This window comes from Ktedonobacterales bacterium (genome assembly GCA_036557285.1).
Classification (GTDB): Bacteria; Chloroflexota; Ktedonobacteria; order Ktedonobacterales; family DATBGS01; genus DATBHW01.
This window is the reverse complement of the sequence record DATBHW010000003.1, coordinates 211,922-237,597: the sequence shown is the minus strand read 5'-3', so window position 1 is coordinate 237,597 and position 25,676 is coordinate 211,922. Positions and strand designations below refer to the sequence as shown.

Annotated in this window: 23 protein-coding genes; 13 read left to right on the top strand and 10 right to left on the bottom strand. The window is 61.4% G+C overall.

Features of this window, described 5'->3' with window-relative positions; translation table 11 throughout:
- The coding region (locus VH599_01460; protein HEY7346956.1) for a hypothetical protein at positions 1 to 367 on the top strand (367 nt) is incomplete at its 5' end.
- Between the two features lie 264 nt (positions 368 to 631).
- On the opposite strand, the gene VH599_01455 is transcribed toward VH599_01460, so the two are convergent.
- Positions 632 to 1,780 (bottom strand): TQO small subunit DoxD, encoded by a 1,149-nt coding sequence (locus VH599_01455; GenBank protein ID HEY7346955.1) that lies wholly within the window; start codon positions 1,778 to 1,780, stop codon positions 632 to 634.
- 212 nt (positions 1,781 to 1,992) lie between these two features.
- Between VH599_01455 and VH599_01450 the strand changes: the two genes are divergently transcribed.
- Positions 1,993 to 2,916: a hypothetical protein gene (locus VH599_01450; protein HEY7346954.1), complete on the top strand. Its 924-nt coding sequence runs from the start codon at positions 1,993 to 1,995 to the stop codon at positions 2,914 to 2,916.
- 91 nt (positions 2,917 to 3,007) lie between these two features.
- Here the strand turns inward: VH599_01450 and VH599_01445 are convergent, their stop codons facing one another.
- Positions 3,008 to 4,123 carry a hypothetical protein gene (locus tag VH599_01445; protein HEY7346953.1) on the bottom strand — a complete coding sequence of 372 codons (1,116 nt, stop codon included), beginning with the start codon at positions 4,121 to 4,123 and terminating at the stop codon, positions 3,008 to 3,010.
- A gap of 191 nt (positions 4,124 to 4,314) precedes the next feature.
- Here VH599_01445 and VH599_01440 point away from each other — a divergent pair, with 191 nt between their 5' ends.
- On the top strand, positions 4,315 to 4,788 hold the full coding sequence (locus tag VH599_01440) for a nucleotidyltransferase domain-containing protein (GenBank protein HEY7346952.1): 474 nt from the start codon (positions 4,315 to 4,317) through the stop codon (positions 4,786 to 4,788).
- A gap of 158 nt (positions 4,789 to 4,946) precedes the next feature.
- On the opposite strand, the gene VH599_01435 is transcribed toward VH599_01440, so the two are convergent.
- The 3 genes from VH599_01435 to VH599_01425 all read right to left on the bottom strand — a co-directional run bounded on the left by VH599_01435 (position 4,947) and on the right by VH599_01425 (position 8,430).
- Positions 4,947 to 5,072, bottom strand: coding sequence for a hypothetical protein (locus VH599_01435; GenBank protein HEY7346951.1), 126 nt, complete (start codon positions 5,070 to 5,072; stop codon positions 4,947 to 4,949).
- Between the two features lie 1,358 nt (positions 5,073 to 6,430).
- Complete coding sequence (locus tag VH599_01430) at positions 6,431 to 7,051, bottom strand: YggT family protein (GenBank protein HEY7346950.1); 621 nt, start codon at positions 7,049 to 7,051, stop codon at positions 6,431 to 6,433.
- Positions 7,052 to 7,188: 137 nt separating this feature from the next.
- Complete coding sequence (locus VH599_01425; protein ID HEY7346949.1) at positions 7,189 to 8,430, bottom strand: MFS transporter; 1,242 nt, start codon at positions 8,428 to 8,430, stop codon at positions 7,189 to 7,191.
- Positions 8,431 to 8,604: 174 nt separating this feature from the next.
- On the opposite strand from VH599_01425, the gene VH599_01420 reads away from it, so the two are divergent.
- Positions 8,605 to 9,204, top strand: a complete 600-nt coding sequence (locus VH599_01420; GenBank protein HEY7346948.1) for a hypothetical protein — start codon at positions 8,605 to 8,607, stop codon at positions 9,202 to 9,204.
- Between the two features lie 66 nt (positions 9,205 to 9,270).
- Here the strand turns inward: VH599_01420 and VH599_01415 are convergent, their stop codons facing one another.
- Positions 9,271 to 9,894 (bottom strand): HdeD family acid-resistance protein, encoded by a 624-nt coding sequence (locus VH599_01415; protein ID HEY7346947.1) that lies wholly within the window; start codon positions 9,892 to 9,894, stop codon positions 9,271 to 9,273.
- 228 nt (positions 9,895 to 10,122) lie between these two features.
- On the opposite strand from VH599_01415, the gene VH599_01410 reads away from it, so the two are divergent.
- Positions 10,123 to 11,574, top strand: a complete 1,452-nt coding sequence (locus tag VH599_01410; GenBank protein ID HEY7346946.1) for a cation:proton antiporter — start codon at positions 10,123 to 10,125, stop codon at positions 11,572 to 11,574.
- Positions 11,575 to 11,854: 280 nt separating this feature from the next.
- Here the strand turns inward: VH599_01410 and VH599_01405 are convergent, their stop codons facing one another.
- Positions 11,855 to 12,076, bottom strand: a complete 222-nt coding sequence (locus VH599_01405) for a hypothetical protein (GenBank protein HEY7346945.1) — start codon at positions 12,074 to 12,076, stop codon at positions 11,855 to 11,857.
- Between the two features lie 114 nt (positions 12,077 to 12,190).
- On the opposite strand from VH599_01405, the gene VH599_01400 reads away from it, so the two are divergent.
- From VH599_01400 to VH599_01390, 3 genes are all read left to right on the top strand, one after another.
- Positions 12,191 to 12,484: a transglycosylase gene (locus tag VH599_01400; protein HEY7346944.1), complete on the top strand. Its 294-nt coding sequence runs from the start codon at positions 12,191 to 12,193 to the stop codon at positions 12,482 to 12,484.
- Positions 12,485 to 12,582: 98 nt separating this feature from the next.
- Positions 12,583 to 13,287: a hypothetical protein gene (locus VH599_01395; GenBank protein HEY7346943.1), complete on the top strand. Its 705-nt coding sequence runs from the start codon at positions 12,583 to 12,585 to the stop codon at positions 13,285 to 13,287.
- Positions 13,288 to 13,396: 109 nt separating this feature from the next.
- Positions 13,397 to 14,191: a DUF6585 family protein gene (locus VH599_01390; GenBank protein ID HEY7346942.1), complete on the top strand. Its 795-nt coding sequence runs from the start codon at positions 13,397 to 13,399 to the stop codon at positions 14,189 to 14,191.
- Positions 14,192 to 14,314: 123 nt separating this feature from the next.
- Here the strand turns inward: VH599_01390 and VH599_01385 are convergent, their stop codons facing one another.
- Together VH599_01385 and VH599_01380 are read right to left on the bottom strand one after the other, a co-directional pair.
- On the bottom strand, positions 14,315 to 17,395 hold the full coding sequence (locus VH599_01385) for a type ISP restriction/modification enzyme (protein HEY7346941.1): 3,081 nt from the start codon (positions 17,393 to 17,395) through the stop codon (positions 14,315 to 14,317).
- A 100-nt stretch (positions 17,396 to 17,495) separates the two neighbouring features.
- Positions 17,496 to 18,158 carry a hypothetical protein gene (locus VH599_01380; protein ID HEY7346940.1) on the bottom strand — a complete coding sequence of 221 codons (663 nt, stop codon included), beginning with the start codon at positions 18,156 to 18,158 and terminating at the stop codon, positions 17,496 to 17,498.
- A 413-nt stretch (positions 18,159 to 18,571) separates the two neighbouring features.
- On the opposite strand from VH599_01380, the gene VH599_01375 reads away from it, so the two are divergent.
- The 3 genes from VH599_01375 (at position 18,572) to VH599_01365 (ending at position 21,186) form a co-directional block, all read left to right on the top strand.
- Positions 18,572 to 18,913 (top strand): hypothetical protein, encoded by a 342-nt coding sequence (locus VH599_01375; GenBank protein ID HEY7346939.1) that lies wholly within the window; start codon positions 18,572 to 18,574, stop codon positions 18,911 to 18,913.
- A 69-nt stretch (positions 18,914 to 18,982) separates the two neighbouring features.
- The gene (locus VH599_01370) at positions 18,983 to 19,771 is read left to right on the top strand and encodes a metal-dependent transcriptional regulator (GenBank protein HEY7346938.1); all 789 of its coding nucleotides are present in this window, start codon (positions 18,983 to 18,985) and stop codon (positions 19,769 to 19,771) included.
- Between the two features lie 77 nt (positions 19,772 to 19,848).
- Positions 19,849 to 21,186 carry an Nramp family divalent metal transporter gene (locus VH599_01365; GenBank protein ID HEY7346937.1) on the top strand — a complete coding sequence of 446 codons (1,338 nt, stop codon included), beginning with the start codon at positions 19,849 to 19,851 and terminating at the stop codon, positions 21,184 to 21,186.
- A gap of 41 nt (positions 21,187 to 21,227) precedes the next feature.
- Here the strand turns inward: VH599_01365 and VH599_01360 are convergent, their stop codons facing one another.
- Positions 21,228 to 24,269, bottom strand: coding sequence for an FtsX-like permease family protein (locus VH599_01360; protein ID HEY7346936.1), 3,042 nt, complete (start codon positions 24,267 to 24,269; stop codon positions 21,228 to 21,230).
- 290 nt (positions 24,270 to 24,559) lie between these two features.
- On the opposite strand from VH599_01360, the gene VH599_01355 reads away from it, so the two are divergent.
- The gene (locus tag VH599_01355; protein ID HEY7346935.1) at positions 24,560 to 25,012 is read left to right on the top strand and encodes a hypothetical protein; all 453 of its coding nucleotides are present in this window, start codon (positions 24,560 to 24,562) and stop codon (positions 25,010 to 25,012) included.
- A 218-nt stretch (positions 25,013 to 25,230) separates the two neighbouring features.
- Positions 25,231 to 25,623 carry a hypothetical protein gene (locus tag VH599_01350; GenBank protein HEY7346934.1) on the top strand — a complete coding sequence of 131 codons (393 nt, stop codon included), beginning with the start codon at positions 25,231 to 25,233 and terminating at the stop codon, positions 25,621 to 25,623.
- The last annotated feature ends 53 nt before the right edge of the window (positions 25,624 to 25,676 follow it).

The following is a 25,676-nucleotide window of genomic DNA, read 5'->3' as shown; positions in this document are numbered from 1 at the left end:
GCGCCTGCTGAGTGGACCGCTGCCCGCGCCGCTGCGTGCGCGGCTCCTGCGTGCCTGGAGGCGACCGGCGTTGTTCAGTGGGGAGCAGACGCCGCTGGCAGTGCAGAGCGCCCTGCGGCAGCGACCCGACCCGACGAAGCTATACAGCACGTCTGCGCTGACGCTGGGGTTCTTTACCCTGACAGAACTGGAAGTCGCGCGCCGCGTGCTGGAAGCGCCGCTGGCGAGCATCAGCCGGATGACGCGCAACACGCTGTTAGTGGCGCAGGGGGCGTATCTGCGGCTGCTGTATGCCGCGCTGGTGGCGCAGGTGGGGGAGGCTGCCGCGCTGGCCGAGTTCGAGCGATTGCTGGCAGGTGTGGGGTAGCGAGCAAAAAAGGGGCAGGCGGTTTCGAGCGCCTGCCTCTTTCAATGTGGTTCTTGACAGCAGGGAGATGGTGAAATCGGTAAACGCGCCCACAGGAGCGGTATCGCTCTCGTTGCTGTCTACAGAGAAGCCAAATTGCTTCTCGCAAGCGGGAGATGCGCCGTTGCATTCCCTGCCTGCGAGAAGCCATTGCAGCGTATCAAGCAAGAGGTTGAGTAGCCGAAGCCGCCCACACTCCTGGTTGATGCGATGGAGCGAGCATCCCTACCCCTGCGCAATATCTCCGGTGCCTTTGTCAATGGTGATCTTGATATTGCCCAGGGGCTGTTTGGCCGGACCTGCCAGGACGTTGCCTGTTTTCGCCGGGTCGAAGACCGAGCCGTGACATGGGCATTCCAGGTGTTTACTGTCGGGGTTGTAAGTAACAGAGCAGCCCGCGTGGGTGCAAACGGCGTCGTAGGCGACAAATTGATCGTTGGGCAGGTGGACAAGAACGCCAGGGTCGTTGTTTCCGGCCACGTTAAAGGAAGCGGCGCTGTTCAGCGGGATATTTTTGGCGTTGCCAATGACGTTGGCGTTCCCGCCACCGCCACCGCCACCGCCACCACCACCACCGCCCGTATTGCCCGTACCAGGGTTCGCGCTGGGCGCGCTGGCCGCGCCACTCACGGCCCGCAGGCTCAGCGCCAGGATTTCGCCGACAGCGACGACGCCCGCCGCGCCGAAGACGCGCAGGATGGTGCGACGCGAGGTAATCATACTCATAGAAAAGCGCGGCTTGATCGGGCCTTTGGCGTTTCTGGCGGCGTCCTGCGCGTCTCGATAGGTGACGCCTTTAGCGATCTGATCGAGCAGCGCCTCTTTCTTCTCTTCGCGGATGAGCAGCGAGTCGAGGCCATAGCTGCCCCAGCCGACCAGGATCAGCGTGACCCAGGCAAAGAAGAAGATAGGGTCCGAATCCAGGTAGTATTGCGATAATCCGCCGGAAAGCGAGAGCCAGAGCGCCGCCGAAAGGATGGCCCCCAGCACTGCGGTTACGCGGGTGAAGACGCCGGCCAGTGTTGCCAGGCCAATCCAGACCTCGGCCAGTGCGATAAACCAGCCAAAGAAAACAGCGTTGGGGACGACGACGCTGCTGAGCAGGCCGCCCAGCAGCGCGGAGTTGGACGAGGCAAATTGTAATTGATTGCCGATGTATTGTGGGCCGCCGTTGGGATTGAAGAACGTGCTGCTGGTCACTTTATCCAGGCCAGCGTAAAGAAAGGTGACGCCCAGGAAGAAGCGCAGCGGTAGAATGCCCCACGTCGGGATACTCGTTTTCGTGGGGCCGATCAACCGGCTGAGCAAGGTATCGGATGGTGGTTTGGGCGACTGTTGGTTACGAACGGTTGGTGGCGCGGGTTGTTGCTGCATAGATAATGCCTCCCTCTCATATGGCGCCCCGGTATGGGCTGCTCTGTTGTAAGTGTACTAGGGGAAGCAATCCCCCCGCGTCGGTAAAATACTGTATTTTTTTGACACGCTCAAGAAAGAGTATCCGCTCATTTGGTATATCACGAATGGAAAGGGGTATAATCGCTTCAGGGGCCTTTGAGCGTCCGTTCCTTAAGAAAGGCGTGGAACCATTGACTATCTCTGGACGATCTCTCCTCCAGCGCGCGCCAGCCGCTCTGGTGGCCGTTTGTCTGGCGCTTTGTCTGGCGCTGTTGAGCGTGGCATCGGCGCTGGCAGACAGCGTCGAGATTCAGGACAACGCTCACGTCCTCAACGTCAGCCAGGTGCATAATGAGGCTTCATCGCTCCCCTACCCGATACGTATCTTTACCACCAGCGTCTCTGAAAGCCCCAGCGATGCTGACAGCCAGGCGCACGCTGATATTACTAGCGCGCGAGCCGTTGTAGTGCGAATTAACTCCACTATCCGACGCCTTGATCTGGTATGGGGCAGCAGTGTCAACCTCTCGGACAGCGACTATACCAACGCGACGAACGCCTTTAAGGATCAGTTTGGCAATGGCGACTATACCGGAGCCACGATAGCCCTCATCAATTCGCTGAAGAGTTCGTTAACGAGCCAGAACGCTTCACCCAGCGATCAAGGCGGTTTCTTCGGCCTTAATCCGTTCCTGGCAACCCTGTGCTGCGTTGGGCTGCTCCTGGTCATCGGCGTCGTGATCTTTGGCACAATCAGGCGGCGATCACGAAGCGGCATGGCTCCTGGCTACAACGCGCCCATGTACAACGCTCCTAACTATGGTCCCGGCTATCCCCAGCAAGGCGGGGGGATGAATCCCTGGGCGGCTGGCGGCCTGGGCGCAGTTGGCGGGGGCCTGATTGGCTACGAACTGGGCAAAATGGAGGGGGAGCGTGAAGCCGAGCGCGAAATGGGCTATGGCGGCGCTGACTTCGGCGGCGGGGGCGGTACGGACTTTGGCGGGGGCAGTGACTTTGGCGGAGGAGGCGGTACGGACTTTGGCGGAGGCGGAGATTTCGGCGGGGGCAGTGACTTTGGCGGCGGTGGAGACTCTGGCGGTGGGAGTAATTTCTAACGATTTCTCACCAAGGGCGGCGCTTCCTTCCCATGCCCGAAGGCAAGGGACTTCGCGCCCTCCCTTGTTGAGAATACAGCGCCATACCGGGCTACTCGCTTGCGGAGGGCGTCTGAGCAGGCGCCTGCGGCGGGACGACGAGATAGCTGAGCAGCAGGCCAACGATGCCCGCCATGACGATGGAGCCGGTCCAGAGATGGACCGACCAGCCGAAGCTGCCGTAGGTGACGAGCAGCGCCGCGAAGTAGATGAGGTTGTAGATGAAGGGTACGGCAAAAGCGAACAGCCGCCAGGCTGCTACATGCTCTGCCGATGGCCGCAGCGTGACGTTGAGTAGATCGATCAGCAGGCCGATCAGCGCGGTAACGATTGTGACACCGAGAATGGAGGTGCGCCCTGCCAGAAAACTGATGAGCAGGCCATTGAGGCCAAAGAGCAGGGTAAACGCGCCTATCGGCAGCCGCCAGCGCCGCACCAGCAGAAGGGCCACGCCCGCCATGATGGCCGCCTCAATCAAGATACCGGCGATGCCTAGCTGCGCACTCAAAGAGGGGTCTGAATCGGCGCTAAAGGGTGTGAAGACGATCACAATATCGGTGATTTGCAAATTGGCCCGCGACTTGACGATGGGGTCGGCAAACTGGGTGAAGAAGACCAGCAGCGAGAAGATATAGGTCAGCGAGAGCAGCGCGGGCAGCAGCGTGCGCCAGTGCTGCGCGGCATCGGGAGCGTTGCGCCGCCAGGCCGCGCGCACTGGCCCGGTGAGGATCAGTGTGCCTCCCAGGGCCAGCGCCAGATGCGATGGGCTGATCTCGCCTTCGATGCCTTTTTCGATGCCGAAGCGGGTATGCCAGAGCAGATCGCCCGCGCCAGCTACGGCGAAGGTGGCCGCGCCGAGGATGGACGACCCATAACCCGCCGGATAGGCGCGCCGCCAGGGAGCGCCCTGCGCGTGGCGCTGCGCGAGCGTGACGGCCAGGAAGATCGCCACCGCCAGATAGCCGGAATAGAGGACGGCATGCCAGGGCGTGAAAAAGCTCTGATCGACCTTGCCATGATTATGCGCCCAGCCATCCAGAAAAACGCCGCCGATCAGCCAGGTGCAGAGCAGAATAAACGTCCAATCAAAGCCAACGCTGTCATCGCTGGCTTTCCCATGTGTTTCCCCAGCCAGGTCGGCGCTGGCTTGGTTTTGCGCGGCTGCCATTATCTGTCTCCTTACGGATACCGGAAACAAATGTATTTCATGAGCCAGTATAGCAGAAAACAGGCGGCGCTGTCATAGTTGAGCCTCAGTTTGCGGGGTTGTGATCAAAGCAGAGCAGGCAAAGCTGGAGAGGCATAGCTCTGCACTGGCGTTCCTCACGCCATCAGGTTATCCTGCATGAAGGAGGGTATATGTCCCGCAAGGCCCAACTTTATCTGCGGGGTTTTCCCGCTTTGCTTGACCAGATCAGGCGTTTAGTGGCTCTGGCGCCGCAGGATACGAATATCGGGGCGATCATTCTCTATGGCTCCACTGCAAGGCTGGCCCCGCGTTCTAGCAGTGATGCCGATGTGTTGGTGCTCTGCCAGAACCCGCAGCGGTTCAATAAAGAAGAAGATGAGCGGCAGGGTTTTTCGCTTATGCTTGAGGCGACCAGTGCTGCTGATGAGTGGCCCTTTACTCCCTATGTGACAGACCTGGCAGGAAGTGATCTTGCTCCCGCTCTGCTGAGGAATATTGCGCGGGATGGGGTACTCTTGTATGGTCGATCCGGGCTGGTCCTTTCCCCGGCGCTAGCAAAGGTGCGCCCGTATCGGGTCTGGCAGGAGCGGGTCCAGGCGTTGCTGGAGCGGTACCAGCAAGCGCCTCAGCCAGCTTCAGCCTGAAATGACTGCCGCCGCGACAGAGGGTCTGGCCCGGTTTCATCTCGGAGTTTGGGCGCTAGCTTTGCCCATTTCCTCAGCAGGCCAAATAGGTCAGAAAAGGCGATCACCCGATGGCATGGCCTAAATCCCCCGGTATCGAATGCCTAACAGTCTTGATGCTACGGCAGGTGTCGCTTGAACATGGCTCTGTAAGCAAAAGCCGCCCATTGTGTCACATAGGTCGTCGTGTATTGATTTCCTCCCGTGTCGCCCGCTGTGTATCTGTCGGGGGCAAAAGCAACCATCTCCCATCCCTGCTTACCACACGAGTTTAGAAACTCTTGTATCGTTGTGGTTTTTGTCCCTTCGCTTGATACCCATTGCCGCTCTGTATGGTCCCATGTTATCGTTGTTGAAAGATATTCCCACTTGTCCATGTTGGCGCCCTCTGCTTAACGAACTTCCTGGTTGCCTAGAGTGTGACTCTTTCGTCGAGGAGGAATACGGTTCTCCCAAATCTGAGGTGTTGGCAAGCGAGGCGTGTCACTTGTAGCGCCGCCATCCTGGCGGCCAGCGTTGGCCTGCTGGTAGGTTGGCCTGGAGGGCGAACGCTCGTCCTGGCGAAGCGTTAGCCGCCTGGAAGGCGGCGCTACAAGTGGCCCCCGATAATTGGTGGAACCGAGGAATACCAATATATATCAGTGAAAACCATTGTATGTTAGTATAAGGTAGGCAGTCCAAAAGATGCTGCCCCCGATGAATCCGGCCCAGAATATACCCCATAACGTGTCATGTGAGTCAGAGGTTTTGGAGCCAGAGATTGCCCCAATGAGGAGCCGTGCCATTGCGATGCCCGCTGCCCCAAAGAGGGCAATCCCCACGAGTGAGATAAGCCACATAAAAACCTCCTTACTGCTCCATTCCAACTTGAATAACCTGGATGCTCCTATTGTTTCAACTTGTCTGTCGAGAGCGTGTGATGGCCTATTTGACTCCCGCACGAATAATACAGGTGGCAGACAACAGTATACCAGAACTTTTTCAAGCTGGTCAATAGATTATGTAACAAAAAGCAAAGCACATATCGATAAGATAAAGTGATGGAATGGATGAGACCCTGGGAGTGGCACATCCCAGGGCCTCGGCTTGCCGTCCATTTGCGCACACCAACACGTTTAAGTCGGGGGTTCAGATTCTATCGTTACGTCTTACGATTAGACCACCCCCGCAGGCGTGGCGCGGGGGACCGGATTTGAACCGGCAATCTTAACGATGCAAGACCCCAAACAGTTGATTTGGTGTTCGACGGCAGATGCTCAATTTGGAGTGAGAACTTGAATGTAAGGGTGGCCCCGGCGCTGCCTCTGCCACTGGGCTACCCCGCCATGCCTCCTGTTTTCAGCAGAAGAACGTGGTGGCGGGGGCAGGAATCGAACCTGCGCTTTGCGCCGATGAGCCGCAGTGTCTGGCGCGACCCCATCCGCCACCCTAACCCCCATTTGTCAAAAGAGGGGTTAGGATGTAAACCGCTCTTGTCAGGGAGCGGCGCCAGATGAGTTCTTGCCCCGCCGGACGCTGTGCATCAGGAAGAGTTTGAGATTCAGTTTTTGCACTCCACTGGCAGTATAAAGCAGAGAGGCGCGAAGTGCAAGGGCTGGCGTCATCAATAACTGCGGCGGCGCGTGGTAATCGTGCTGTCGGTTGTGCCGGGTACAGGCCGGAACAGCAGGTTGATGAGCGCCACCAATCCCCAGGCGATCAGCGCGTACACCAGCATGGCGATCAGGGTGGAAAACTCAAAGACGCCCTGCCTGCCCAGGGACTGGTCGTTGAAAATGCCATTAAAGGGCGCGACAAAGGGATGGCTTATGCCATAGAGAAAGCTGATGAAGTCGTTGTCCGTGTTGGCTCCCAGCAGGCGGAAGAGCCATCTGAGTCCCAGGATCACCTCCAGCACGCTCAGCAGGAAGTAGATGACGGTCGTACTCCAATAGCGAATATTGGCTCGCTGCTGGTTGGCGTCGTGATAGACCTGCTGGCGGCGCTCCACGATGTTGCCATCCGCGTCAACATAGGACGAATAGCGGCTTTCGGCGTGCGCACCACCAAAATCGGATGACCGGACGACTTGATCGGCTGGCTGATGGCTTCCTGGTGGAAAATAAGCGGGCGGCTCGCTTTGGGGATATTGGCTTTGGGGATACTGGTAGTACGGCGACTGGCCCTCCAGGGGAGCCGTTGGCTGATCATACGCCGGATCGTTTGGCGAGGCAGAGCTACTCATTGCGATCACTTCCTTTCAGTGGCTCGAAATGGGCGCAGCGCCTCCTGGGGGCCTCTGGCGCTGCATAGATACGCGGAGAAACGCAGAGATGAGTCTCTGCCCTGCAAGAGGCGCGCCATGAAGAGGGAGTGCAATCGCTATGCCAATTCTTTGCGGCTTATCAGCAGGCGAAGCGCGAAGAAGAGCAGCCCGGCCCAGAGGAGGGCAACTGTAGGCAAGACGCCGAGTTGTTGCAGACTCACCCCGATCAGCGCCTGCCCCAGCGCCACCATCGCATAAGGGATCATGCGGTAGGCGCTGCTCACGCGGCCCTGGAGGTGTTCGGGTACGCTGGTCATGCGATAGCTGACCATTTGTATGGCAGCAACCGAATCAATGAGCGAGTAGAGGATCATGACGGCGCCCAGGAAGAGCGGGGTGATGGCGAGGCCATAGAAGGGCCAGATGAGGGCATAGGCCAGCATTACCCCGCGCAGCGTCCGGCCAAAGCGCGCCCGGCGCAGCGGCGCCTGCGCGCTCAGAACGGTTCCGGCCAGATTTCCGATGCCGCCTACCCCCAGGATCACTCCGGCCAGCGCGGCGGATATGCCATGCTGCTGAGCGATGACCAGTACAATCAGTATGCTGCCGTTCAGCAACAATTCGATGTAGCCCGCCAGGAAGGTCAACAGGCGCAGGAGCTTATGCGACCAGAGCCAGACGATCCCCTCGCACACCTCGCGCAGCAGGCTCCGCTTCGCTGTGGTGCGCTCGCCCTGCAATGGGGCGCGAATGTTGAGCAGCGAGCCGAGCAAGATCACATAGGAGATGGCGTCGGCGGCAAAGGGCAGGAACTGCGCGACGCTAAAGAGCCAGCCGCTCAGCGAGGGCGACAGCAGCGAGGTGGCGCTGTACGCGGCCTCGTTCTGGGCGACGGCAGTGGACATCTGCGCTTTGGGGACCAGCCGCGTCAGCGCGCCAAGCTGGGCCAGCCGATAGAAGGTGCTGCAACTGCCAATGGCAAAGGCGACGATGTAGAGGTGCGCCAGCGTCAGCCGCCAGATGATCAGCGCCACCGGGATGCTTGCCAGGCAGAGCAGCAGCCCCAGTGTGCTAAGCAGCATCACTCGCTGGCGGTCCCAGCGGTCCACCAGCGCGCCAGCGGGCAGGCTGAAGAGGACCAGCGGCGCCTGTTGCAGCGCCCCGGCGACGCCCGCCGCTGCTGGGGAGCGTGTTTCGGCCAGGATGAGCAGCGGGAAGGCGAGCTGCGAGATACCCGTCCCCAGCGATGAGACTGATTGCCCCAGCCAGAGCAGCAGGTAATCTCGATTGCGCCAGAGCGAGCCAGAGCTGCCCCTGGCGCTGTCTTCTTCCACAGGATACGCCGCTTTCCAGTACAATGCCGATGGCTCCTATTGTACCAGAAGCTGACTACCCAATTATTTCGTTACGAACTCGCGCTCTTTTTCTTTTTCGTAACGATCTTGGTAACGCCCAGGAGACGCTGCCCCGGTATCATAAGGTCAGAACGATGAGATACGCGAAAAACGCGAGATAAAAAAAGAGGTGACCTTATGAACTCCTATCATCTTGCCCTGTTTCTTCATGTGTTGGGGGCGCTGGTTCTGTTTGTGGCGGTAGGATTAAACTTTCTGAGTATGCTCCGTATGCGCCAGGCAGGCGATATGAACCGCTTCCGCGAGTGGGCCATGCTGGGCCGCCAGGCCGGGCGTATCATTCCGATAGCCATTCTGTGCATTGCGTGCAGCGCGCTCTATATGGTCTCTACGGTCTGGGGCTGGCAGACCGCCTGGGTGGATGTGGCCCTGGGAACATTTCTGGCGCATGGCGTCCTGGTTCTGGCTATCGAGAATCCGCGACTGAGCGCGCTGCAAAAGGCGGCAAAACGCTTCGCCAGCGGTCCGACGCCTGCGCCGCTGCTGAGGCAGGCGCGGCATCCGCTGCTGTGGCTGTGTGAGTGTGTGGTGACGGGTACGACGGTTGGCATGATCTATTTAATGACGCTGAAGCCGGACCTGCCCGGCTCGCTGATGGCAATTGGCGTATCGCTGGCGCTGAGCGGCACGGCGGCTCTGCCCTTCTGCCGCGCCGAACGCACCCAGATCAGCGAGCCAGCGTCTGCCCGGCGCGCGCTTAGCGACAAAGCAGCTTAGCAGACAGGGACACCCGCGCCTGGGGGCCGCAAACTCCCAGGCGCGGGTGTCTTTGCCGATGTTGGATCAGGCGACGCCTGTTGTCGGCGCGCGCATCTCTTTTTGGAATCGCCCTGCCGAGAAGGCGCTGACCAGCAGGAAGATGCCGTAGAGGATGGCGTAGAGGCCAATCAGCCAGACGAGCGCCAGCACACCCACACCTGGGAAGATAAACAGGATGATCCCGAAGATGATCGAGAGTACCCCGCCTATCACCAGCAGCCACTCATCGCCGGATGTTCGCTCGGCGTTGAAGGCGGCGATAATTTCAGCGACGCCCGTGACGATGGCCCAGACGGCGATGATATACAGCAGGATCAACGCGGTTTCTGCCGGCCAGACAAAGGCAATGATGCCCGCGATGATGCCCAGCACGCCAGAGAGGACCAGCAGCCACCAGCCGTGATGCTTCTTGTATGCCTGATAAGCAGCCGCGAGCGCAAAGATACCGCTTGCCAGCGCGAAGATGCCGAACAAGATGATCAGCACCAGCAGCGTAATCCCCGGCCAGACCCAGACCAGAATCCCGAATATAATTGCCAGGATGCCGCGCACGATCAACGACCATTTGGCCTGTTTTGCCAACGTCTCGGCTCTTGCCCGCGTATAGTCGGCCCCGAAGGCGCCCGCCTCTGTATCGGAGGTACTCACTTCCAGTTCCTTTCCAGTTGTGCCAGTGAACAGTATCTTTCATGTGGCGACGGCGTTTGCTGTCTGCCCAGACTCTGCACAATCCAGGCCACCAGGGGATACGCCTTCACGGGGCGTGGCTCTTGCCAATGGCGTGATCTGTTTGCTATAAACCACTCAACAAGGCATACATTCTGCTGCTTTCGGAGACGACAGCCTTTCTCGCTGGAGCTAGCAAAGGAGCGCCTGATGATCCTGTGGTTCACCCTGCTTGCCGTTGTGCTGACGGTTTCGGCTCTGGTGGCCGGGCTGGTGAAACGCGGCCCGCTGTCGTTTCCGATGCTGTTTTTCGGGCTGGGGCTGCTGCTGGGCGGGGGCGCGCTGGGCGTGGTGAGCCTGGACGCGCACAGCCCGGCGCTGGTGTCGGTGGCGACGGTCAGCCTGGCGCTGGTCCTGTTTCTGGACGCGGCGAACCTGGACGTGGGCGAACTGCGCCGCGACTGGCGCGTCCCGCTGCTGGCACTGGGGCCGGTGACGCTGCTGACGGTGGCGGGGATCGCTGTGGCGGCGCACTTCCTCTTTGGGGTTGCGCTCGCGCCGTCGCTGCTGCTGGGGGCTGTCCTGGCAACCACCGACCCGGTGGTGATGCGCGATGTGGTGAGCAATGAGCAGATTCCGCGCTCGGTGCGCCAGACGCTGAAGGTGGAAGCGGGGATGAATGACATCGTGGTGCTGCCGCTAGTGCTGGTGTTGATCGCTGTCCTTGAGGCGGCCAGCAGAAGCGCGCTGGATTGGGCGGTCTTCCTGGCGGAACTGCTGCTGCTTAGCCCACTGGTGGGGCTGGCGCTTGGCGGCATCGGCGCTTGGCTGATGGGTAAGATTGACGCGCGCCAGAGCGTCCCCCGCGAGTATCAGGCGCTCTATGGGCTGGGGCTGGTGCTGGCGTCGTATGTCGCGGCGCAGGCGGTGGGCGGCGATGGCTTCCTGGCGGCATTCTTCGCGGGGCTGGCGGTGACGATCTTTGACGTGACGCTGTGCGATTGTTTCATGGATTATGGCGAAGTGACCGCCGAGATGGCGATGCTGCTGGCCTTCATTCTTTTTGGCGTTGTGCTTTCGTCGCTGCTGCCTCTCGCGCTGTTGGTCCCGTCGCTGGCGCTGGCGGGTCTGGTCATTCTGGTAGTTCGCCCGCTGGCGGTGGGTCTGGTGCTGCGCCGAGCCAAAATGAGTCTGGCGGCGCGCGCGTTTATCGGCTGGTTTGGGCCGCGCGGCCTGAGCGCGCTCTTGCTGGCTTTGCTGGTGGTGGAAGCTGACCTGCCGGGCAGCGAACTGCTGCTGGCGATTGTCGGCATGGTGGCGCTGGTGTCGGTTATCGCGCATGGCGTGACCGCTACGCCCTTTTCTGCCTGGTATGCGCGGCATGTGGCGCGGGCTGTCTCGACGATGCCGGAGGAGCGCGTGGGGACGACGGCGGGTCTTTTCGAGGAGGAGGCCAGCGATGCGCCGCGCCTGACGCCGGAGGCACTGGCGAACCAACTGGCCGGACCAGAGCCGCCTCTTGTGCTGGACGTGCGCGCTCGCGCTTCGTATGAGGGGGCCAGCGGGCAGATTCCCGGCAGCGTGCGCGTGCTGCCCGACCACGTGGGCGATTGGGCAGCACAGCACACGCCTGGCCGCCCTGTCGTGGCCTACTGTACCTGAAGGGACGAGGCGACGAGCGCCCGTGCGGCGCGACAGTTACGCTCCCTCGGCTTCGAGGCGTCGTCGCTCAAGGGCGGCTATGACGCCTGGCGCGCGCTCCATCCGGTGGAGCCGAAAGGCGCCACTGGCAGTTAAAACCGCGCCTACAGGGATGCCCCACCGCAGGCGCGGCGTATTACTTGTAGCGCCGCCCCCTTCGGGAAGGGCCGCTTGCCTCGGCTGTTGCCCCGTCCTCTCGCTCCCGTTGGTCGCTCGCGCGTCCCTTCCAGGCGGCTCAACGTTAGCCTGCCGGTCCGGTGGCCTGGGGGCGAACGCCACTTGTAGCGCCGCCATCCTGGCGGCTCAACGTTGGCCTGCCGGAACGTTCCCACTCAAGGGCGGCGTGTGCGCTGGCGCAGCGGTTGGCCGCCAGGGACGGCGGCGGTACACGCCCCCACAGCCCCCCCTTGCCGCCGGGACGGCGGCGGTACGAGTGGCTGGCACTCTCTGTGCACATTGGCATCAGGCGTGCTTCTTAACAAAGCAGGATGCTTTGTGTACTGGAGACGCTCGAAGCCGCCGGGCGCGCGGCTGCAAGCGCGGTGGCTTCAGGAGCGCCCTGGCGCGAAAGGAGCGCATGATGACTGTGACCCTTGTCCAACTGCTGATCTGGGCGATTATTGCTGCGGTGGTCGGCCTGATCGGGGAACTGATCGCCGGACGGCGCGGACCCGCCGGAATTATCGGCGCGGTGCTGCTGGGCTGGCTGGCTATTTTTCTGATCGTGGGCGTCTTCCACTTCCACATTGTTGGGGAGCCGGTGCTGTCGGGCGTGCCGATCATCAGTTCGATTATTGCCGCTGCGGTTCTGGCGCTGCTCTATAGCCTGGTGTTCCGTCGCCCGGTGTCGGATCGCCGGTTTCTCCGATAAGCCAGCGAACCCTGCCCTTCCAGGGGGGCGCTGGCCTCCTGTGGCGCGCGGCGCTGGTTGCCGCGCGCCGCATTTCTGCTGCGGCGCGCTGGCGCGGCTTGCCAGATGCGCCGCAGTTTTTTGCGCTGCCCACATCTAGACGGCCCCCACCTTTCTGGCGGCTGAAGGCCGCGCCCGGCGGGCAAACGCCACTTGTAGCGCCGCCATCCTGGCGGCTGGACGCTGGCCTGCTGGTCCGTTGGTCTGGAAGGCGAACGCTCACCAGGGCGCAGCGGTGGCCGCCAAGTTGGCGGCGCTACAAGTGGCGTTCGCCTGGAAGGGGGGCGGGCGCGCTGGCGCAGCGGTTGGCCGCCAGGATGGCGGCGCTACAAGTGGCGTTCGCCTGGAAGGGGGGCGGGCGCGCTGGCGAGGCGGTGGCCGCCAAGCCTGCCTCCGGCAACGGGTGCTTGCCTCGGCTATGCCTCGGCATGCTCGCTCCCGTTGGTCGCTCGCGCACCCGTGTCTGCACAGGCTCCCCCCGCCTCGATAGGCGCGGCGTCTGTACTTGTAGCGCCGCCTGGAAGGCGGCCACCGCTGCGCGAGCGCGCACGCTGCCCACTGGAGCGCGCCGTCTCGATAGCCCAACGGTTCGCCGCCAGGGACGGCGGCGGTACAGGCGGCGTTCGCCCTCCAGGCCAGCGGACCAGCAGGCTAGCGTTGGCCGCCAAGATGGCGGCGCTACAAGTGGCGTTCGCCTGGAAGGGCAGCGGGCGCGCTGGCGAGGCGGTGGCCGCCAGGATGGCGGCGCTACAAGTGGCGTCTAGACAGGCCCCCTCCTTTCTGCTAGACTGTGGAGAGCGGCTGCTGGTGGCCGCCTGATCAGGTGTCAATCCACGAGCCAATGGGCATCTGCCCTGGTAGGAGGTGTTTGGCGTGTCGCAGCAGGCGCGTGTTTCCTCTGAGTCGGCGTTCCCGCAGGAAGCCTTTTCCTATGCCGGACTGTATCGCCTGGGCCAGCCGGTGGCGGTCTATCGGGTCGCTTTGCGCCAGAATATCATCCTGGGGATTATTGCTCTGCTCCTGGGCGGTGTGTTTGCGATGGTGGTGATCTCTGGCGAGTCGTCGGGCAATTCCATCATCTTTATGCTGATCCTGGTCCTCCTCTGCCTGGCGGGGGGCGTCTATTACCTCGCGCTGCATCCCCTGCTGCATGGCTCCTGGCGCATCTATGTCTATACGGATGGCTGGGTGTTCCTGAAGGGGAACCAGGCGATCCCGTGTCGCTGGGATCAGGTGGCCTTTGTCTGGCAGCGGATCATTCGCTACTATCGCAATGGCGTCTATGCCGGTACCTCATACAAGTACACTGTTCAGCGGGCCGATGGCGTCCAGATGGTCCTGACCAATGTGTTTCGCAATGTGAACCAGTTGGGCGACCGCATTCAGAGCGAGGTGACGAGTCGGCTGACTCCACAGGCGCTCGCGGCGGTCCGCGCGGGCCAGACGCTGCCCTTTGGCCGGTTCAGCATCAATTGGCAGGGGCTGGCAACCCCCAAAGAGGTGATTCCCTGGAGCGAAGCGCCGCAGGTGAGCATCGGTTCGGGGTGGGTGACGATTCAGCGGCGCGGCCAGCGCAAAGGGACGCCCTATGGCAAGGTAGACAGCATCCCCAATCTGTACGTGTTCTTGAAGGTGGCGGATGCGCTGGCGAAGGGGCAGGCGCGCTGAGAATCCCGCACAAGCCGGCGATTGCCCCACCCCGGCCAGCGGGGACGGCGGCGGTACAACCCCGCCCCGGCCAGCGGGGACGCTGGCGGTACAGCCCCACCCCGGCCAGCGGGGACGCTGGCGCTACGGCCCCGCCCGCAGGTCCGGCAAGTCGGGCAGGGCGGCCACGATCTTGACGGTTGCCAGGCTGACGGTGACGACGCGCCTGAGCAGGTTGACGATGTAGTCCGGTTCGTCGGCGCGGTTGGGGTCGCTGGTGATGCCGCTGCGCGGGTCGGTGCTGACCTGATACTGGTCAATGACCCATTCCAGGGCGGAACGATTGCCCAGCCGATAGTCGAAGCATGCGGGCGGGATGCCTGCCAGAGTGATCGCGTCGTTGACGATGACGCTCTGCCGGTCGGGGGCGAGGCGCATCTTTTTGACGGTGTAGGTGAAACGCTCGCCAGGGGTTTCTTTGAGTGGCAGGGGAGAGGGTTCGGCCTGCTCGTAATGCAGGCTCAGATGGGCCAGCGCCGCGCCCGTCTGGACAAGCGCGTCGAAGGCGGCGCGCTCCGGCAGCAGCGGGATGCGCGGCAGTTCGCGCTTGAGGTTTTCGGCGTAACGCTGGCGGTACTGGGGATGATGCAGCAGGGCGTAGACGTAGTGGAAGATGTCGCGCTTGCCGACTTCGTTGCCATACTGCGCCTGGAACTGCTTCAGCGCCCAATCGGTGATGTTCTCCCGGCGGCTGCTGCCATCCTCGGCATAGGTGTAGTATGGGAAGCACTGGGTCTTTTCTAGGAGATCGAGACATGGGATAATGTTAGTCATCAGGGCTTGAAATGGCTTGTTACTGCCAATCCCACTGACACAAATAACGTTGTTCTCTGCTTCGCTGGCAGGAGTGGGAAAGAATTGAGGAAGTTGATAGACTTCCTCGTTCAGAATGCGATCAAAGAAGAGCCATTGCTTGCAGAACGGGCGATAAAGGGCAAGACGTATCTTTGTATCAGCAAACGCTGCATAGTGGCCGCGTTGAATATCAAGCTTCAGATCACGACTCCATTTGATCCTGGTATCATCGTAGGTCACGAAGTCATCAACCGATAGAGCTTTATTTTCGCGCCGCTTCCATCTGTCTAGTTCTGTGTTATAGGTTTCGATCATGCGCTTGATCTTCTTGATAAGCGCATCGCGGTTATAGTCATAGGCCCAATCATCGCGGCTTGTTGCCACACCACGTCCATAGTTCTTGAAGATCGCTTCTACATCAAGCGCGCGCTCGGACTTAGCTTCTTGTGACCCTATCGGTAAGAAGTCGGTAAACTCTGGCGCAAGATCAGTTACGAGCCAGTTGTGTTGCGCATCAATGATGAGGGGCTGCCAGGAAACTTCGCTCAGGTTTCTGAATGAGTGCAAATATTCACGTTTACGCGCGGCAGGCCAGAAATCACCAACGCTGTGATACCAGACCTTCTTCTTACTTTGTTGGCGTGAGCGCACCAGAATGGTGATACCAACTCCTACGCGAATCTTATCGTCAAAGATATTGCCACCTTCGGCCCTTCTCCGCTCGCCAGATGTGCGGGCATTACCCTTGAAGTCAAAGTGGTAGATTTGAGTGAACTCTTGCAAAAGGTGCTTGCGAAAGCCATCGAAAGCAATGCCACTGAGAAAACTATTGTTGCTGACGAAGCAAACGATGCCATCACGGTCCCCTAGCCGATCAGTGGCCCAGCGGAAGAACTTGACATAGACATCCGAGAGCGCGTTTTTGTTGGTGGCTTTTGAGGCGGCGGCGTAGGTGTCGCGCACGCGGCCATCCACTTGCTTATACTGCCGGTTCTTGTTGTTGTCGTTCTCGTTGACCTGGCCGACGTTATAGGGCGGGTTGCCGATGATGACGGTGATTTCGGCCTGGCTTTCGCGTTCGATGCGGTCGGTGTTGGCTTCGCTGAAGAGGCTCAGTTGGTGGCGTTCGGCGGCCAGGTCGAGCGTGTCGGCAAAGCAGATGCCCTCGAAGGGCAGGTAGTGGCCGGTGCGGTCGTAATAGGCGCGCTCGATGTTGAGCGAAGCGATGTAATAGGGCAGCAGCATGATCTCGTTGGCGAAGAGTTCGCGGCGGTATTTGCGCTCCAGGGCCGCGCCAGAGACGCGGCGCAGGATGTTGACGATATAGCTGCCGGTGCCGGTGGCCGGGTCCAGAATCTGGACGCCCTCGGCGCTGAGGTCTTTGCCGAACTCGCGGCGCAGCACGTCGTCCACGCTGGCGACCATGAAGTCCACGATCTGCTGGGGGGTATAGACGATGCCATAGGTATCGGCCTGTTTGACGGCAAAGCCCTGGAAGAAGCGTTCGTAGACGATGTTCATGAACGCCTGTTTTTCGGACCAGTCGGTGATGTCCCTGGCTGCTGTCTCGATGGCCGTATAGAACTTGTCCAGCCCCTTGAGGAACACGTTGCGGTTGAAGCTGCGGCTGGTCAGGGCGGTGATGACCTTCTCGATCTCGATGGCGATCACATTATGGGTGATGAAGTCAGGGTTATCGAAGACGGTGCGGAAGAGTCGTTCGGTCAGCAGGTGCTGGACGAGCATCTCTTCGATGGCGGCCAGGCTGATCTGCGGATTGATGGCCTGCTGGCAGAGGGCGTGGAACTGCTCGAAGGCGGCGACAAAGGCGCGGTTGGCGGCGCGTTCTTCGCGGATGCGCTCCAGCAGGCGTTGCGCCAGATCGGGGATGCGCTCCTTGAACTCACGCACCGCCAGATGAAACTCTTCGATGGGCGGCTCGCTGTAGGTGAAAAACAGTTCCAACACCTGGGCCAGACGCGAGCGGTCACGCATCTGGCAGCGGTCTTTCTCCTGGCCGTTCTGGTAGAGGACGATCTGGCGGGTATCCTCGAAGATGATGTTGAACGAGGGGTAGCCGTCGTTGTTGAGCTTCTTGCGAATCTCGGTGTTGAGGTCGTCTCTGGTGTCCTTGGCTTCCCAATAGCCGCGATCAAAGAAGCCGTCGCGCAGGGTGGCGTCGGGACGCTTGCCACTGGCGGCGAGCTTCTGCTCGACAAAGATCGTCCAGCCGACTTCGCGGCCCAATGTCAGCAGCAGGTGTTGGAACGCGGGGCGCAGCCCTTGCTCGTGGGTGATGCCCTGGCTGCGAAACCCTTCCAGTGTGCGCTCGTAATCGAGAATGGCCTTGTGTTGTGCGGTGATCTTCATGACCTGCGCCCCCTCCTGTCGCTGATGATTGCATCTCGCTTCTTTACAGTATACCAGAGGTTGCGCGGCAAGGCCAGGGGGCAGACGGTTACACCCGCGCCTACGGCGGCCCCACCCCGCAGGCGGTTAAAACCGCGCCTGGAGGCTGCGCCACCAAGCCTGTCTGCACAGGCTCCCCGTCCCCAGGCGCGGCGTCTGTACTTGTAGCGCCGCCTTCCAGGCGGCCACCGCTGCGCGAGCGCGCACGCTGCCCCCTGGAGCGCGCCGTCTCGATAGCCCAACGGTTCGCCGCCAGGGACGGCGGCGGTACAGGCGGCGTTCGCTCTCCAGGCCAACGGACCAACAGGCCAGCGTTGAGCCGCCTGGAAGGCGGCGCTACAAGTGGCCCCCGATAATTGGTGGAACCATGATGGTTTATTATTTCATCCGGCCACACTGAGGGGCGAGGCAGGACGCCCCGCCCCGCAGCGCCACCCGCGTGTACCGCCGCCGTCCCTGGCGGCGCAACGCTGCGCCCTGGCGAGCGTTCGCCCTCCAGGCCATCGGACCAACAGGCCAGCGGTGGCCGCCTGGAAGGCGGCGCTACCAGTGGCGTTCGCCCTCCAGGCCAGCGGACCAGCAGGCCAGCGTTGAGCCGCCTGGAAGGCGGCGCTACAAGTACAGGCTCCCCACCCCTGGCGGCGTCTTCGTCCCAGGCCGCCGTAAGCGCGGCCTTCAGCCGCCAGCCACCTGCGCCCGTATCCCAGGTAAAAAGGGTTGACATTCTCTCACACTCTTGTTACAATTGTGATAGCGTATTGATGTGTACTTGAAGGGTCTACATAGCATGCCGACACTAAAACGCTTGCGAGAAGAAGCGTTGCTCTCACAAACAGAACTCGCTCAATTATGTGGGGTAAGCAGGCATACCATATGGAAGTGGGAGCATGGGCAAGGAGCGCCCAGCCCGGCTCATCGTCGGAAGCTCGTTGAAATCTTCAGAAAGGAGCCAAAAGAGCTTCTTGAGGCTATAGAAACAACCGCGAAAGCGCCTCAAAAAGAACAGCCCGCCGCCTAGCGGAAACTAGAGCGGCAGGCACAAGTACCAGCCCGCAAGAAGTAAGAACCCACGTGCCGGCATGTCTATTGTCGCATACGGCGCGTGGGCATGGCAAGTGTTGAAAGGAGCCATGTCCCATGCTCGATACCTTCGATTTCACTCTGCGCTACCAGCGCACGCCCTGCGCCCGCTATCATGTGCGCCCGCTCAGTCTGTTGCAGCAAGAGATCATGTACCTCTGCGATGGAAGCGTGACCGTCGCTGATCTGGCGGATGCGACGAAATACAGCCATCCAGAGGCGCGCGCCGTCCTCAGCTTTCTGCTGGCGCATGGCCTGATCAAAACGCTGGCCCCTGCATCCTGGCTGTTTGCCCCCCTCCCGCGCCAGAAGCCGTCGCGCGCGCCCGAACCTCGGCAGAATCGTATCAGGCGCCTGGTGCACGTCCTGCCGCGCCTCTTCTTGACGCGCGCCATATAATTAAGGCGAAGCTAAAAACTGGTTTCGTTGGGGCTTGACAAACTGGCGGAGGGAGTGTAAAATTAAGGCATGACTAAATCGGAATTGAGGCACAAACTCGCGCCAAGCGAGGCCGTCGAAGATTATCTCAAGACCATTTATCTGCTGCGCGAAGAGGCGCTGGCGCGCGGGGAATCGGGGCGCGTGACGACGAACGCGCTGGCCGAACGGCTGGACGTGGAACCCGGCTCGGTGACGGGCATGCTCAAGAAGCTCGCGGGGGAAAAGGACGACGCGCCCAAGCTGGTGCGCCACACGCCGTATCATGGCGTGGAGTTGACCGAGGTGGGCGAAAAGCTGGCGCTGGAAATCGTGCGCCATCATCGGCTGCTGGAACTGTATCTGACGCGCGTGCTGGGTTTCAAGTGGGATGAGGTGCATGAGCAGGCGGATGAGATGGAGCATGTGATCTCCGAGGAGTTCGAGGAGAAGATCGATCACATGCTGGGCGAGCCGGTGACAGACCCACACGGCGACCCGATCCCCACGCGCTCTGGCAAACTGCCGGAACAGCCGGGACTGGTCGCGCTGGCCGATCTGGAGCCAGGGCGCTCCGCGCGCATCTGCCGCGTGCGCGATCAAACCCCGGAACTGCTGCGCCATCTGGAGACGCTGCATCTGCTGCCTGAGACGGTGGTGACGGTGCTGGAGCGCGCCCCATTTGGGGGGCCGCTGCGCCTGCGCATCGTGGAGCCAGCGGGCGAACCGGCAGGTGTCGCCAACGGCGAGTCGGGCCTGGGGATAGACCGGGCCGAGCGCGAGCAGAGCATTGGGCCACAACTGGCCGCTTCTATTCTGGTCAAACGATTAGCAGAGTGAGCACGTTCGGCGCATACACTCGCTGCGGGGTGGGGCTTGTGCGCGTTTTTAACCGCTAGATAGGTTGGAGCATCCCAATGGCGTTATTGGCTGAAGCAATGAGGCGGCGGCGTGAGGCGGCCCTGCGCGAAACGCAGGAGGTGGCGGTAGGAGACCGCCGGATGGTAGCGGCGGCGCAGGCGTCGTTATCGGGCAAGAGCCGGGGTATCTGGCGCGTGCTGCCGTTTTTAGGTCCGGCCTTTATCGCCTGTGTGGCCTATATTGATCCAGGCAATTTCGCCACCAATATTCAAGGTGGCGCGGCGTTTGGCTATCAACTGCTGTGGGTGATCGTGGCAAGCAACTTGATCGCGGTGCTGATCCAGACGTTATCCGCCAAGCTGGGCATTGCGACGGGGCTGAATCTGCCGGAGGTCTGCGCCAAGCATTTGTCGCGGAAAGCGAGCCTGAGCCTGTGGCTGATGGCCGAACTGGCGGCTATGGCAACCGATCTGGCGGAGTTTGTAGGCGCGGCGCTGGGCTTTTATCTGCTGCTGCATATCCCCCTTTTCCTGGCGGGTCTGCTGACCGGCGTGGTCACGTTTCTGCTGCTGGGGATGCGGCGCTTTGGCTTTCGCCCCCTGGAAGCGACCATTATCGTCTTGGTCGCGGTCATTGCGGGCAGTTACCTGATCGAAGTGCTGCTGGCGCGCCCGGACGCCGGACAAATCGCGTTCCACGCGGTGACGCCGCTGCTCAACGGCGAGAGCGCGCTGCTGGCCGTCGGGATATTAGGCGCGACGGTGATGCCCCACGTCGTCTATCTGCATTCGGCGCTGACCCAACAGCGCATTGTGCCGAAGACAGACCAGGAGGCGCGGCGCGTCTTCCGCTTCGAGCAGATTGACATCTGGATTGCGATGGGGCTGGCGGGTCTGGTGAACGGGGCGATGCTGATCATGGCGGCTTCGGTCTTTTTCGGGCATGGCCTCACCGAAGTGGCAACGCTCGAAGAGGCCTATCAGACGTTGATCCCGCTGCTGGGTTCGGCGGCGGGCGTGATCTTCGCGCTGGCGCTGCTGGCCTCTGGCCTGTCGTCTTCGACGGTGGGTACGATGGCCGGGCAGGTAATTATGCAGGGCTTCACCGGCTGGCGCATCCCCAACTGGCTGCGCCGGTTCATCACCATGCTTCCGGCGCTGGTGGTGCTGGGCATTGGTATTGATCCCACCGCAACGCTGGTCATCAGCCAGGTGGTTCTCAGCTTTGCGCTGCCCTTTGCGATTGTGCCGCTGCTGCTCTTCACGCGCCGCCGCGACATCATGGGCGCGCTGGTGAATCACCGCCTGACAACGGCGCTGGGGGCAGCCGTCACGCTGGTGATTATCGCGCTGAACCTCTTCCTGCTCTATCAGGTCTTCAGCGGCCTGTTTTAGCCGCCCGGGTTCTGAGCAAGACGGGCGCGGACGCCTCCCCGTTAATCCGCATTGAGCCGCAGCGTCTGGCCGATGGCCGCCTTCGAGGCGACTCGCGCCATCATCCCAATCGCCACCGCGCCCATGATGATCAGCGCCGCAAAGGCAATCACCAGCAGGTCAGGCACGACCACCTGAATGGGCAGGATATGCTGGAGCATGGAGAACTCCCCGCTGCTGATGTCAGCCGTGTAGGAGGAGATGCCCGTAAAGACCAACGCCGGAACGATGGTCACGGCCAGCAGCGCGCCAAAAAACGCGCCAAGCGCGAGCGCCGTCGTATAGACCATCACCTGCTCCCAGGTCAGTAGGCTGGCTAGCTGGCGCGGCGTGGTACCCAGGGCGCGCAGCACCGCAAAGTTGCTCAGGCGAGTGCGCGCGCTCTGCCAGGCGGCCATCCAATTGCCAAGCAGAGCGAGAAGTATGGTCATCGCTGTACCCACCGTCAAGACCTCCATCAGCGCCAGATAGAGGGGATCGTGTTCCAGCGCGCTCAGGATGGCGCGCCGATCATTGACGGTTGCCAGGGCTAAGGGTCCATGCGCGAGCGCGGCGCGCGTCTTCGCCACCAGCGCCGGGTCATCGCTGGTGCGCAGCCAGATGTAATTCACCGGGAGCAGAACGCCGTGAGAGGCAAACATGACGGACACCAGGCTTTGATAATCAATCAGCATCCCGCCCGGCGGGGTGAAATCGCTGGCGCGCCCAGGCGCCAGGCTATCCTGGACGGTGGGGATGTGGTCCACTTCGGCAAGCGCGGTAAAAGAGAGCGTCTGCGCGTCTATTTGCAAGGTGAAAGACGCGCCCGCGCTCAGGTTCAGCTTCTGCCAGGTGAGCGCATCCACAATCGCCGGGATGCTCTGGCCCGCTTTGGCTGGCAGGCGTCTGGCAAGGAGTTGGTCCATCAGCGATGCCAATGACTGACGAGAATCCTGAGCGGTCCAGATGGCCGTTTGCGCAAAGGTGCTGGCCTCCACCGCTCGCACTGACACGATGGTGGACGTGGAAGGTACCAGGCCATCCTCTGCAAAGCCAAGCGTAGCCGAGGTTACGCCGGGAATGGCTCGATAGGCTGCCGCCTGCTGCGTCAATGCGTCCGCCGGGACAGGAGCCTGGAGGGCGCCGCTGAAGTCTGCTCCGGTCTCATAGGCGGCAATCGCTTGCAGGTGCTGTGTTTCCGAGGCGAGGAAGACCAGCGCGAAGCCAGCAAAGCTGCTCGCCAGCGCCAGCAGCAGGATCATCCGTACCGCCTGGTGTGGGGCGCGGGCCATCTGCGCCAGCGCCAGCATGGGCGTTACCCCAGGGCGGCGGCTGGTCAGCCCGGCCAGCCGCCGCAGGAGCCAGGGGAACCCGCGTAGGAAGAACAGCATGCCCGCGATCCCCAGGAAGATGGGGGCCACGAGCGCCAGCGGGGTCGCAATGGTCAGAGACATCTGCGTACTCAACGCCCCGGAGTTGCTGATATAGAGCAAGAGCAGGAAGCCGGTCAGGGCGATGATCGCCGCAATCACATCCAGATAGATGCGCTGCCAGAACGGCTGGCGAGTGACGCGGGCCGCTTCGCGGCGCATCTCCAGCACGTCGCGCCTGGTCGCCCCCCACAGGGCCAGGATCATCACCCCCACCGCGCAGAGCGCCGTGACCAGCGCCAACCAGCCCACCTTCAGCGCCACCGGGAGAGGGGCGCCAGAGATGACCTGCTGCGCCTGCTGATCGGCTGTAGCGAGGGTCATGTGTACCAGCAGGCGCGTGGCAAGAATCGCCAGCAGCGGCCCGGCCAGCAGCGCGAGCAGCGCCAGGCCAATGCCCTGAGTGACAAACGAGCCAAAGATGTGGCGACGGCTGGCCCCACGACTGCGCAGCACGGCAATGACCTCTGCCTGGCGCTCCACCAGGAGGCTGGTCATCAAGCCCACAAAGAAGAGCAGCAGACCCACCACCTGGAGCAGCGCCAGTGTCACCGGGATGGCGACCAGCGAGGTGCGCGAGCGAAAATGCTCCAGAGTACTGGTCCCTTGTCTGGCCCCCAGGGGAGGGCCAGAGAGTTGGGTGTGAATGAGAGCGCCGGAGAGGATTCGGGGGAGACGGAGTTGGCCGCTGCCAATCTGCTCCTGCGCCACCTGGAGCCGCCTGATCAGGTCATCCACCTGGCCGATGCCAATTGATGAACTATTCAGGTGATAGTACCAGTACAGGGTGGGGTTCTCATTCAACGCAAAGAAGTACCACCCATTGTACAGTTGGAGCGCGCTGGCGAGTTGCTGAAGTTCCGCCACGAATGCGTCGTTCGACATGAGCGCGGTATAGTTGGATGGAGGCTCGCCCCGAGGCCCTGGCCTGGTGTCGAAGTCTTCTCCATGCCAAAATGGATCGGTGGGGTTGGAGACGATGATGCCGACCACCTGGAGCGGCTCGTCAAAGACCTCACCGCCGTTCAGGCTCTGGTAATAGAGGCCCACCTTCATCATCGAGCCAACATCCAGCTTGAGATAATCAGCGGCCTGTTGTGTCAGCGCGATCTCCAGCGCGTGGCTCCGCTGCGCGGGCAGGCGTCCGCGCAGCAGATGGATATGCCGGGCCGCCTCCTGCATCGGGGCGCCGTAGAGCAACATGCTGTAGCACTTTGAGTCAGGAGCATCTATCTTGCACTTATTTGAGGCAGGAGCGTCTATCTTGAAGGAAGGCGTTTCCAGAAAGAACTCGGTCGAGGTTTGCAGATACGGCTTCAACTGCTGCTGGATGATCTGGTTCAGGCTCTGTGTTTCCTGGTCAAGAATGGTCGGGGCGAGCACCTGGCTCGTGGCCTGCACCGTGAGTTCAGCACTCTGAGGCGTAGCGGTGAGGACGCCGCGCAGCCCGGCGGTCATGGAAACCTCAGAATAGAGGGGTACAGTGCACACCAGGGTAACTGCGGCCAGGATGCCAATCCCTGCCAGCAGCAGCAGACGCCAGGTGCGGCGCACGCGCCAGAGGGCGAGGGTCACGATGGCGGGAAGCGTCGTTCGGCTTGGTGGATGAGCGCGCGCTCGTGGTATTTGGGTCATCCTGGGTTCCTCCCTGAAACGGGAAGGCGGCACAGGGGCAGCCTTCCACCCCTCTTTTCACTCCGGCGCTCCAGAGCAGCATACATCAGTTCCCCTACCAAATATACGGCGTCATCTTGAGAAAACTCTCTGAGAGTTCGCCGCACGGTTCGTGCGGCGCGTGCCACATCTGGTCAACTGGATAGGATGCTCCAATGTCGCGTCAAGCACGCGAGTGCCTGCAATCTTGCCGTGTATCAGCTATGATAACGAGGGATCGGGAAGCCCCAGGATAGTCACAGGAGCAAGCGATGAACATGCCAGACCAGATGCTTCAAGAAGCGCAGCCGCCCAGGAGGCTCCAGTTATGGGGCGCGCAGGTGCGCCTCTGGCCTGTGCTCGCCGGGCTGCTCATCGTTCTCTTTCCGTTCGACTGGCTCAGCGAGGTCTGGCCCGCGTTTGGCAGGCCCTTCGATCTGGTCTTTGTCAACGCCCGCGATCACGCGATTGGACACGCGACGATGTTCTTGCTGATGAGTCTGCTGGCGCTGCTCTCCATTCCGGCGCTGCGCCCGCGTCCCGCGCTGTACTTCGGGCTGATGCTGCTGGTTGGCGTCGGGCAAGAGACGTTGCAGGCGTTCTTTAAGCAGGCGTTCCCGAACATCTACGCTGGCCGCGATCTGTTCTTTGATCTGACCGGCGTGACGGCAGCGTATCTAATCGTTTTTACCTGGCGCTGGCTCAGAAAGAAGCTGGTCGGATAACATACCCAATTGCGCCCCTTTCACCCCGAACGATGCTCCCCGCAGAGGTTGACCAGTGGCCTCTGCGGGGAGCATCGTTTTTGGGTTTGTCTTTCAGGCTGGACAGCAGCGCCCAAAACAGCTATATCTTTTATGTGGGCGCATCACAACGATGCGCGCCGCGATGAGCAGAGAACTCTTCATCGGCTCAAATAGACGACAGCAGGAGTAATGGAAGTATGTTGGTACGTATCAGTCTGATGGTTTTGCGTCTTTGCGTGACGCTGGCGGTGATTCTAGGGATTTTATTCTGGCTGAATATTCTCAGCCCAGGCGGCACGATACTTCAGGTGCATCAACTGCTGGGTATTCTGGTGGTGATAACGCTCTGGATTATCGGCGTGATGCTGCTGACACGCGGCGGCAGCAACATCGGCATAGCGGTGGGGGCGCTGGTGTGGGGCGGGCTGGTCCTCTACGTGGGGACGCAGCAAGAGACGCTGCTGCCAGGGTCGTCGCATTGGATCATTGAGGTCGTTCATTTGCTGCTGGGCCTGGGGGCGGGTGGCGTGGGCGAAACCTGCGCCCGACGTTACAAAGCTTCCAGAAGCGGCAAGGCTCGCCTCGCCTAGGGTTCCACTAAAAAAGAGGCGCTGGCAAGCGAGACCTGTTACTTGTAGCGCCG

Bases quoted from the DNA above. Each gene is read 5' to 3' on its own strand.
- VH599_01455 (HEY7346955.1), bottom strand. From the start codon at position 1,780: ATGCAGCAACAACCCGCGCCACCAACCGTTCGTAACCAACAGTCGCCC.
- VH599_01445 (HEY7346953.1), bottom strand. From the start codon at position 4,123: ATGGCAGCCGCGCAAAACCAAGCCAGCGCCGACCTGGCTGGGGAAACA.
- VH599_01440 (HEY7346952.1), top strand. From the start codon at position 4,315: ATGTCCCGCAAGGCCCAACTTTATCTGCGGGGTTTTCCCGCTTTGCTT.
- VH599_01435 (HEY7346951.1), bottom strand. From the start codon at position 5,072: ATGGTTGCTTTTGCCCCCGACAGATACACAGCGGGCGACACGGGAGGA.
- VH599_01430 (HEY7346950.1), bottom strand. From the start codon at position 7,051: ATGAGTAGCTCTGCCTCGCCAAACGATCCGGCGTATGATCAGCCAACG.
- VH599_01420 (HEY7346948.1), top strand. From the start codon at position 8,605: ATGAACTCCTATCATCTTGCCCTGTTTCTTCATGTGTTGGGGGCGCTG.
- VH599_01410 (HEY7346946.1), top strand. From the start codon at position 10,123: ATGATCCTGTGGTTCACCCTGCTTGCCGTTGTGCTGACGGTTTCGGCT.
- VH599_01405 (HEY7346945.1), bottom strand. From the start codon at position 12,076: ATGCCAATGTGCACAGAGAGTGCCAGCCACTCGTACCGCCGCCGTCCC.
- VH599_01400 (HEY7346944.1), top strand. From the start codon at position 12,191: ATGATGACTGTGACCCTTGTCCAACTGCTGATCTGGGCGATTATTGCT.
- VH599_01385 (HEY7346941.1), bottom strand. From the start codon at position 17,395: ATGAAGATCACCGCACAACACAAGGCCATTCTCGATTACGAGCGCACA.
- VH599_01380 (HEY7346940.1), bottom strand. From the start codon at position 18,158: ATGTCAACCCTTTTTACCTGGGATACGGGCGCAGGTGGCTGGCGGCTG.
- VH599_01375 (HEY7346939.1), top strand. From the start codon at position 18,572: ATGCTCGATACCTTCGATTTCACTCTGCGCTACCAGCGCACGCCCTGC.
- VH599_01370 (HEY7346938.1), top strand. From the start codon at position 18,983: ATGACTAAATCGGAATTGAGGCACAAACTCGCGCCAAGCGAGGCCGTC.
- VH599_01365 (HEY7346937.1), top strand. From the start codon at position 19,849: ATGGCGTTATTGGCTGAAGCAATGAGGCGGCGGCGTGAGGCGGCCCTG.
- VH599_01360 (HEY7346936.1), bottom strand. From the start codon at position 24,269: ATGACCCAAATACCACGAGCGCGCGCTCATCCACCAAGCCGAACGACG.
- VH599_01355 (HEY7346935.1), top strand. From the start codon at position 24,560: ATGAACATGCCAGACCAGATGCTTCAAGAAGCGCAGCCGCCCAGGAGG.
- VH599_01350 (HEY7346934.1), top strand. From the start codon at position 25,231: ATGTTGGTACGTATCAGTCTGATGGTTTTGCGTCTTTGCGTGACGCTG.